The sequence below is a fragment of the Streptomyces sp. NPDC057654 genome (assembly GCF_042800135.1).
In the GTDB taxonomy this organism is placed as follows: Bacteria; Actinomycetota; Actinomycetes; order Streptomycetales; family Streptomycetaceae; genus Streptomyces.
The window spans coordinates 1-6,498 of record NZ_JBHVHQ010000484.1; the positions used below are offsets into that span (position 1 = coordinate 1).

Annotated in this window: 8 protein-coding genes; 2 read left to right on the top strand and 6 right to left on the bottom strand. The window is 72.5% G+C overall.

Annotation, left to right across the window (positions count from 1 at the left end; genetic code table 11):
- The first annotated feature begins 68 nt into the window (after positions 1-68).
- Positions 69-320: a bacterioferritin-associated ferredoxin gene (locus tag ACFU99_RS28495; protein ID WP_384397374.1), complete on the top strand. Its 252-nt coding sequence runs from the start codon at positions 69-71 to the stop codon at positions 318-320.
- 69 nt (positions 321-389) lie between these two features.
- Here the strand turns inward: ACFU99_RS28495 and bfr are convergent, their stop codons facing one another.
- Positions 390-869: a bacterioferritin gene (gene bfr / locus ACFU99_RS28500; protein WP_384397377.1), complete on the bottom strand. Its 480-nt coding sequence runs from the start codon at positions 867-869 to the stop codon at positions 390-392.
- Positions 870-1,021: 152 nt separating this feature from the next.
- On the opposite strand from bfr, the gene ACFU99_RS28505 reads away from it, so the two are divergent.
- Entirely contained in the window at positions 1,022-1,645 is a 624-nt protein-coding gene (locus ACFU99_RS28505) for a sulfite oxidase-like oxidoreductase (RefSeq protein ID WP_384397379.1), read from the top strand.
- 31 nt (positions 1,646-1,676) lie between these two features.
- Here ACFU99_RS28505 and ACFU99_RS28510 read toward each other — a convergent pair whose 3' ends face one another.
- From ACFU99_RS28510 to thiO, 5 genes are all read right to left on the bottom strand, one after another.
- Positions 1,677-2,534: a deoxyribonuclease IV gene (locus ACFU99_RS28510; RefSeq protein WP_384397382.1), complete on the bottom strand. Its 858-nt coding sequence runs from the start codon at positions 2,532-2,534 to the stop codon at positions 1,677-1,679.
- 5 nt (positions 2,535-2,539) lie between these two features.
- Positions 2,540-4,474 (bottom strand): Stk1 family PASTA domain-containing Ser/Thr kinase, encoded by a 1,935-nt coding sequence (pknB, locus tag ACFU99_RS28515; protein WP_384397385.1) that lies wholly within the window; start codon positions 4,472-4,474, stop codon positions 2,540-2,542.
- Positions 4,475-4,599: 125 nt separating this feature from the next.
- A complete protein-coding gene (locus ACFU99_RS28520; RefSeq protein WP_384397387.1) occupies positions 4,600-5,436 on the bottom strand; it encodes a thiazole synthase in 837 nt (278 codons plus the stop codon).
- A gap of 2 nt (positions 5,437-5,438) precedes the next feature.
- Positions 5,439-5,663, bottom strand: a complete 225-nt coding sequence (gene thiS, locus ACFU99_RS28525) for a sulfur carrier protein ThiS (protein WP_384397390.1) — start codon at positions 5,661-5,663, stop codon at positions 5,439-5,441.
- Positions 5,660-6,498: glycine oxidase ThiO (thiO, locus tag ACFU99_RS28530; protein WP_384397393.1), on the bottom strand; the 839-nt coding region annotated here is incomplete at its 5' end. The genes thiS and thiO, both read right to left, overlap by 4 nt.

Sequence of the window (6,498 nt, forward strand, 5' to 3'; positions counted from 1 at the left end):
CCACGGCGTTGTTAGCGGCCCACCGGACCGGGTAAGGTAAGGGTAACCTCACTTAATGATCTCGGGTGGTGAACCGCGTGTACGTCTGCTCCTGCTTCGGCATCACCGAGCAGCAGGTTCGCGACCACGCGGACACCGGGGCCTGCACCCCGCGCCAGATAGCGTCGGCCTGCAAGGCGGGCACGGACTGCGGCGGCTGCGTCAAGCGCATCCAGGCCCTGCTCGGCCGCGGCGCGTGCCCCCGCCGCGAACTGCTCGAACAGCGCGAGCCGACGGCGCTCACCGCCGAGCCGCCGCCGTACACGGCGGAAGCCGCCTGAGCCCTGCGTCCTGCCCTGTGTCCTGTGCCCTTCCGGGGCGGGGTCCGACCGGATGGCGCTCCTGCGCCGTCAGCTGTCCGGCTGCTCGATGATCTGCGCGATGTAGAGGGCCTCGCCGAGCTTCTCGACCAGCTCCAGCTGCGTGTCGAGGTAGTCGATGTGGTGCTCCTCGTCGGCCAGGATGGACTCGAAGATATTGGCCGAGGTGATGTCGCCCTTGGCCCGCATGACCTCCACCCCGCGCCGCAGCCGGTCGATGGCCTCGACCTCCACCTGCCGGTCCGCCTGGAACATCTCGGTGACCGTCTGGCCGACCCGGACGTGGAAGAGCCGCTGGTAGTTGGGCAGGCCCTCCAGGAACAGGATCCGGTCGGTGAGGAGCTCCGCGTGCTTCATCTCGTCGAACGACTCGGAGCGCGTGTACTTCGCGAGCTTGGTCCAGCCGAAGTTCTCCTGCATCTTCGCGTGCAGGAAGTACTGGTTGATGGCGGTCAGCTCGGCGGTCAGCTGCTCGTTGAGGAATTCGATGACCTCGGGGTCGCCCTGCATCGCCAAGGCTCCTTCCAAGCGGGGACGGGCACGTTGCGCGCATCCTTCCACCGCCCTCGCGGACCGTCCAGTAAGTGCACGCTTAGTACGAGTTGCCCGAATAGCGGATGTGCTGGTCATGACCACACCCGAAGGTCTGACACCATGGACCCATGGGTCAGTCGCAGAGCCGTGAGGGAGACCACCTCCAGCTGCCCCCGGGGCAGCGGCTACAGCGCGGCTGGCCGGTGACGCACTACGGGCCGGTCCCCAAATTCCGCCCGGACCGCTGGGAGTTCCGCGTCTTCGGCGCCACGGCGGACGGCGACAAGCACTGCTGGACGCACGAGGAGTTCGCGGCGCTGCCGTACGCCACCGTCACCGCGGACCTGCACTGCGTCACGAAGTTCAGCATGCTCGGCTCCGAGTGGGGCGGCGTCCCCGCCACCTCGCTCGTCGATATCGCGCCGCCCGCGAACGACGTCACGCATGTGATGGTCTGGGCCGAGTACGGCTTCAGCTCGAACCTGCGGCTGTCCGACCTGACCAGCGCGAAGACCATCTTCGCCACCCACAAGGACGGCGATCCGCTCACCGCCGAGCACGGCTTCCCGGCCCGGCTCGTGGTCCCGCACCTCTATGCGTGGAAGGGCCCCAAGTGGGTCCGCGGCATCGAGTACATGACCGCCGACCGCCGAGGCTTCTGGGAGGAGCGCGGCTACCACAACATCGGCGACCCCTGGAGCGAGCAGCGCTACTCCTACCAGGAGGAACCGGGCGACGGCCCGGAACTCTAGAGCCGGTCGCGGTCCGGGGAGCCGCCGCTTTCTACGCCCCGTCGCGCAGCGCCTTCAGCCGAGCCACGTCGGCGGCGTGCCCCTCCTTGCCGCCCGGCGTCTCGATCGTCAGCGCCACGCCCTCCGTCGCCGGATGCGCGAACAGCTCCCGGAACGGCTCGGCCCCGATATGGCCGGATCCGATGTTCTCGTGCCGGTCCTTGTGCGCGCCCACGACGTCCTTGGAGTCATTGGCGTGGATCAGCTTCAGCCGCCCCTCGCCCACGACCGACACCAGCTCGTCGAGCGTCTGCTTCATCCCGCCGTGCCCGGCCAGATCGTGGCCCGCCGCGAAGACATGGCAGGTGTCCAGGCAGACGCCGAGCTTCGGATGGCGCTCCAGCGCGTCGAAGTACGGGCCCAGCTCCCACACCAGCGAGCAGAGCGAGGCACCCTGCCCGGCCGTGCCCTCCAGCAGCAGCCACGGGTCGTCGTCGTGGGTGAGCTCGTCCAGCAGCGGCAGCAGCCGCTCGCGGACCTGGGCCAGCGCCTCGCTCCGGTGCCGGCCGCCCGTCGCCGCGCCCGTATGGACCACGACGCCGCGCGCCCCGATGTCCCGGCCCCGGCGCAGCGAGTGGCGCAGCGACTCCACGGACCGCTCGGCCGTCGCCTCGGTGTGCGAGCCGAAATTGATCAGATACGGCGCGTGGACGTACACGGGCAGGGACCGCTCCGCGCAGCCGGCCCGGAACGCCTCGTCCTGCTTCGGGTCGCCGGGCGGCGTCGCCCAGCCGCGGGGGTTGGCGACGAAGACCTGCACGGCCTCCGCGCCCATCTCCGCGGCGTACGGCAGGCCGGTCTTCGCGAGTCCGCCGGCCACGGGGATGTGGCCGCCGACGGGGTTGCGCATGAGTCTCAGAGTCCCTTGAGCGTGATGGTGATCCTGCTGCCCTTGGGGGCTTCGTCGCCGCCCTCGACGGACTGCTTGTCGACGGTGTCCTTCGGGAAGAAGAACGGCTTCTTCACCTCGACCTCGAAGCCGAGGGCGGTCAGCTTCTGCTTGGCGTCGTCGGTCTTCTCGCCGGTGACGTCCGGCACCTCGACCATCTCCTGGCCCTTGGAGACGGTGAGGGTGACGGTGTCGCCCTTCGCCGCCGGGCTGTCCTTGGCCGGGGACTGCCGGGCGACGTCGCCCTTGTCCTCCTCGGAGAAGACCTGCTCGTCGGCGGTCCTCACCTTGAAGCCCTTCTCCTCCAGCTCCTTCGTCGCGTCCTCGACCGAGTCGCCCGTCACCTCGGGGACGTCGAGCTTCTTCCCCTTGCTGACGGTGATCGCCACGGCCGTGTCGGGCCGGCGCTCGCTGCCCGCTCCCGGTGCGGTGGTGAGCACCGAGCCCTGCGCCGTCTCGTCGCTGAACTCCTCGCGGACCTTGCCGACCGTCAGCCCCGCGTCCGTGATCTGCTTCTTCGCCTGGTCGAGCGGGATGCCGGAGACGTTGGGGACCTTGGAGTGCTCCGGGCCCCGCGAGACGGTCAGGGTCACCGTCCTGTTGTCGCGGATGCGGTCGCCCGGTTTGGGGTCGGTGCCGATGACATGGCCGCGCTCCACCACGTCGCTGAAGTCCTGCCGGGACGTCGATTTCAGCCCGGCTTCTCCGAGCTTGTGCTCCGCCTGCGCCCGGGTGAGGTCCAGGACGGCCGGAACCGTGGAGAACTGGCCGGAATTGATGTACCAGACGCCCGTGCCCACCAGGATCACCAGCACCGCGCCGAGCAGCGCCAGCAGCGAGCGGCGCGGCCCGCGACGGCCGGACGCCCCCGCGGCCGGTGGGCCCGCGGGCGGGGCGGTCGGCCGCTCCAGACGGGTGGTGCGGTCGTACGAGGCGTCGTCCGCCGCCCGTGCCGCCCGCGCCTCGATGGAGCGCGGGATCACGCTCGTACGGTCCTCGGAACCGTCGTGCGTCACCGTCTGCGCCCGCGGCGGCACCGCGTCCAGCTGCGCGTCGCTCATCTCGGCGCGCGCCGCACGGGCCAGCCCCAGCAGCTCCACCGCGTCCGCGGGCCGCGCCTCGGGGTCGCGGGCGGTGGCGGCGGCCACCAGGTCGTCCAGCACGGTCGGCAGCCCCGGCACCGCCTCGGACGGCGGCGCGATGTCGTCGTGGAGATGCTGGTAGAGGACCTGCGCCGGGGTGCCGCCGGCGTGCGGCTTGGCGCCGGTCAGCATCTCGTACAGCACCACCCCGCACGCGTACACATCCGCCGGGGTGTCGGCCGTGCCGTGCTCGATCTGCTCGGGGGCGAGGTACGACACCGTGCCGAGCACGGACCCCGTCGACGCGGTGGTGTTGTTGTCCACGGCCCGTACGAGCCCGAAGTCGGCGACCTTGACCCGGCCGTCGTCGCCGATCAGCACGTTCTCGGGCTTCATGTCGCGGTGCACGAAGGACGCCCGGTGGGCGGCGCCCAGCGCGGCGAGGATCGGCTCCAGGATGTCGAGGGCCGCGCGCGGCTGGAGCGCGCCGCGCTCGCGCAGCACGTCGCGCAGCGTGCAGCCGGCCACGTACTCCATCGCGAGATAGACGTACGTGCCATCGGTGCCCTGGTCGAAGACGCCCACCACATTGGGGTGCGCGAGCCTCGCGACCGACTTCGCCTCCCGGATGAACCGGTCGACGAAGGCGCCGTCCGCGGCGAGCGCCGGGTGCATCACCTTGAGCGCGAGCACGCGGTCGAGCCGCGTGTCGACGGCCCGGTAGACCGTGGCCATGCCACCGACGGCGATGCGCGCCTCGACTCGGTAGCGGCCGTCGAGCAGCTGCCCGACGAGGGGGTCCTGAAGGGTCGTATCCACGGCAGACGAGTCTACGAGCAGTCACCGACACCTCCGACGCCGCGCGCCCGCGGCGGGCGTACTGAAGCCGAATGGTGACCGCGACCGGGCGCGCGGGGACGGAGGGAGCGCGGCGATCCGGCCGGTCAGAACGCCGGGCGCTCCGGGTCCAGCTCCGCCAGGCCCTCCATGGCCGAGGACGCCCGCGCGAAGTGCCGCCGCGGTATGCGGCCCGCGCGGTACGCCAGCCGGCCCGCCTCGACCGCGTGCCGCATGGCCGCCGCCATCAGCGCCGGCTCCTGCGCGCGGGTCACCGCCGAGGCGAGCATCACCGCCGCGCAGCCCAGCTCCATGGCGAGCGCGGCGTCCGAGGCGGTGCCCGCGCCCGCGTCCAGGATCACCGGGACGCCCGCGCGCTCGGTGATCAGCTGGAAGTTGTGCGGGTTGCGGATGCCCAGGCCGGAGCCGATGGGCGAGCCCAGCGGCATGATCGCGGCGCACCCCGCGTCCTCCAGCTTGCGGGCGAGCACGGGGTCGTCGTTGGTGTACGGCAGCACGGTGAAGCCGTCGTCGACGAGCGTCTCGGCGGCGTCCAGCAGCTCGATCGGGTCGGGCAGCAGCGTGCGCTCGTCGGCGACGACTTCGAGCTTGACCCAGTCGGTGCCGAGCGCCTCGCGGGCCAGCCGCGCCGTGAGGACGGCCTCGCCCGCGGTGAAGCAGCCCGCGGTGTTCGGCAGCACCCGGATGCCGTGCCGGGAGAGCACGGAGAGCACCGAGCCCTGCACGGTCGCGTCCAGGCGGCGCATCGCCACCGTGGTCAGCTCGGTGCCGGAGGCGAGCAGGGACCGCTCCAGCACGTCCAGGCTGGGCGCGCCGCCCGTACCCATGATGAGCCGGGAGCCGAAAACGCTGCCGCCGATGGTCAGCGGGTCCCCGGCCGCCTCCGTCGCGGGGGTCCCTGGGAGGAACGCGGTGTCGGTCATGGTCAGCCTCCCTGGACCGCGGTGAGGACCTCGACGCGGTCGCCGTCGCCGAGCGCGGTGGCCTGCCACTGGCCGCGCGGCACGACGCTCTCGTTGACGGCGGCGGCGACGCCGCTGTGCGCGGTGGTGAGCGTGGCCACCAGCCGGTCCAGGGTCAGACCGGCGGGGACCTCGCGGGGCTCGCCGTTGAGGGAGAGCCGGACGGGGTCGGGCGTGGAGGGCGTCATACGGGCTGCTCCTGAGGTACGGGGGCCTGGAAACGCTGCGGGGAGAAGGGCAGGGCCGCCGCCGGGAGCCCGTCGCCGGCCAGCGCCTCGGCCATCACGTCGCCGGTGAACGGGGTCAGCAGGACGCCGTTGCGGTGGTGGCCGGTGGCCGTGAGGAGGCCGGGCAGGGCGGTCGGCCCGAGCAGCGGGGCGTTGTCGGGGGAGCCGGGGCGCAGCCCGGCGCGGGTCTCGACGAGCGGCAGCTCCGTGATGCCGGGCACCAGCTCATGGGCGTCGCGCAGCAGCTCGTACACGCCGCCCGCGGTGACGGTGGTGTCCCAGCCCAGCTCCTCGGTGGTCGCGCCCAGGACCAGCTCGCCGTTCTCGCGCGGCACCAGGTAGACGGGACCGCCGCGGACAACCGCCCGTACGGTCCGGGAGAGGAACGGCGCGTACGGGGCGGGCACGCGCAGCCGCAGGACCTGGCCCTTGACCGGACGGACCGGGGGCATCACGTGCTCGGGCACGCCCGCGAGGCGCGCGCTGTGGCTGCCGGCCGCCAGCACGGTCCGGTCCGCGACGACGCGCACGCCGTCGGCGAGCTCCGCCCCGGTCGCCCGGTCCGCCTCGACCACGAGGCGCCGCGCCTCGGCCCGGTGGAAGACCACTCCGGCGCGCTCGCAGGCCGCCAGCAGGGCGCGCGCGAGGCGGCGCGGGTCCGCCTGGTGGTCGCCGTCGACCCGCACGCCGCCGCGCACGCCCGGCGCGAGCATCGGCTCCAGGCGGCGGCACTCGCGCCCCGACAGCCACTGCGAGTCCAGGCCCGAGCGCTGCTGCAATTCGTGCAGTTCCCGCA

Bases quoted from the DNA above. Each gene is read 5' to 3' on its own strand.
- bfr (WP_384397377.1), bottom strand. From the start codon at position 869: ATGCAGGGCGACCCCGAGGTCATCGAATTCCTCAACGAGCAGCTGACC.
- ACFU99_RS28505 (WP_384397379.1), top strand. From the start codon at position 1,022: ATGGGTCAGTCGCAGAGCCGTGAGGGAGACCACCTCCAGCTGCCCCCG.
- ACFU99_RS28510 (WP_384397382.1), bottom strand. From the start codon at position 2,534: ATGCGCAACCCCGTCGGCGGCCACATCCCCGTGGCCGGCGGACTCGCG.
- ACFU99_RS28520 (WP_384397387.1), bottom strand. From the start codon at position 5,436: ATGACCGACACCGCGTTCCTCCCAGGGACCCCCGCGACGGAGGCGGCC.
- thiS (WP_384397390.1), bottom strand. From the start codon at position 5,663: ATGACGCCCTCCACGCCCGACCCCGTCCGGCTCTCCCTCAACGGCGAG.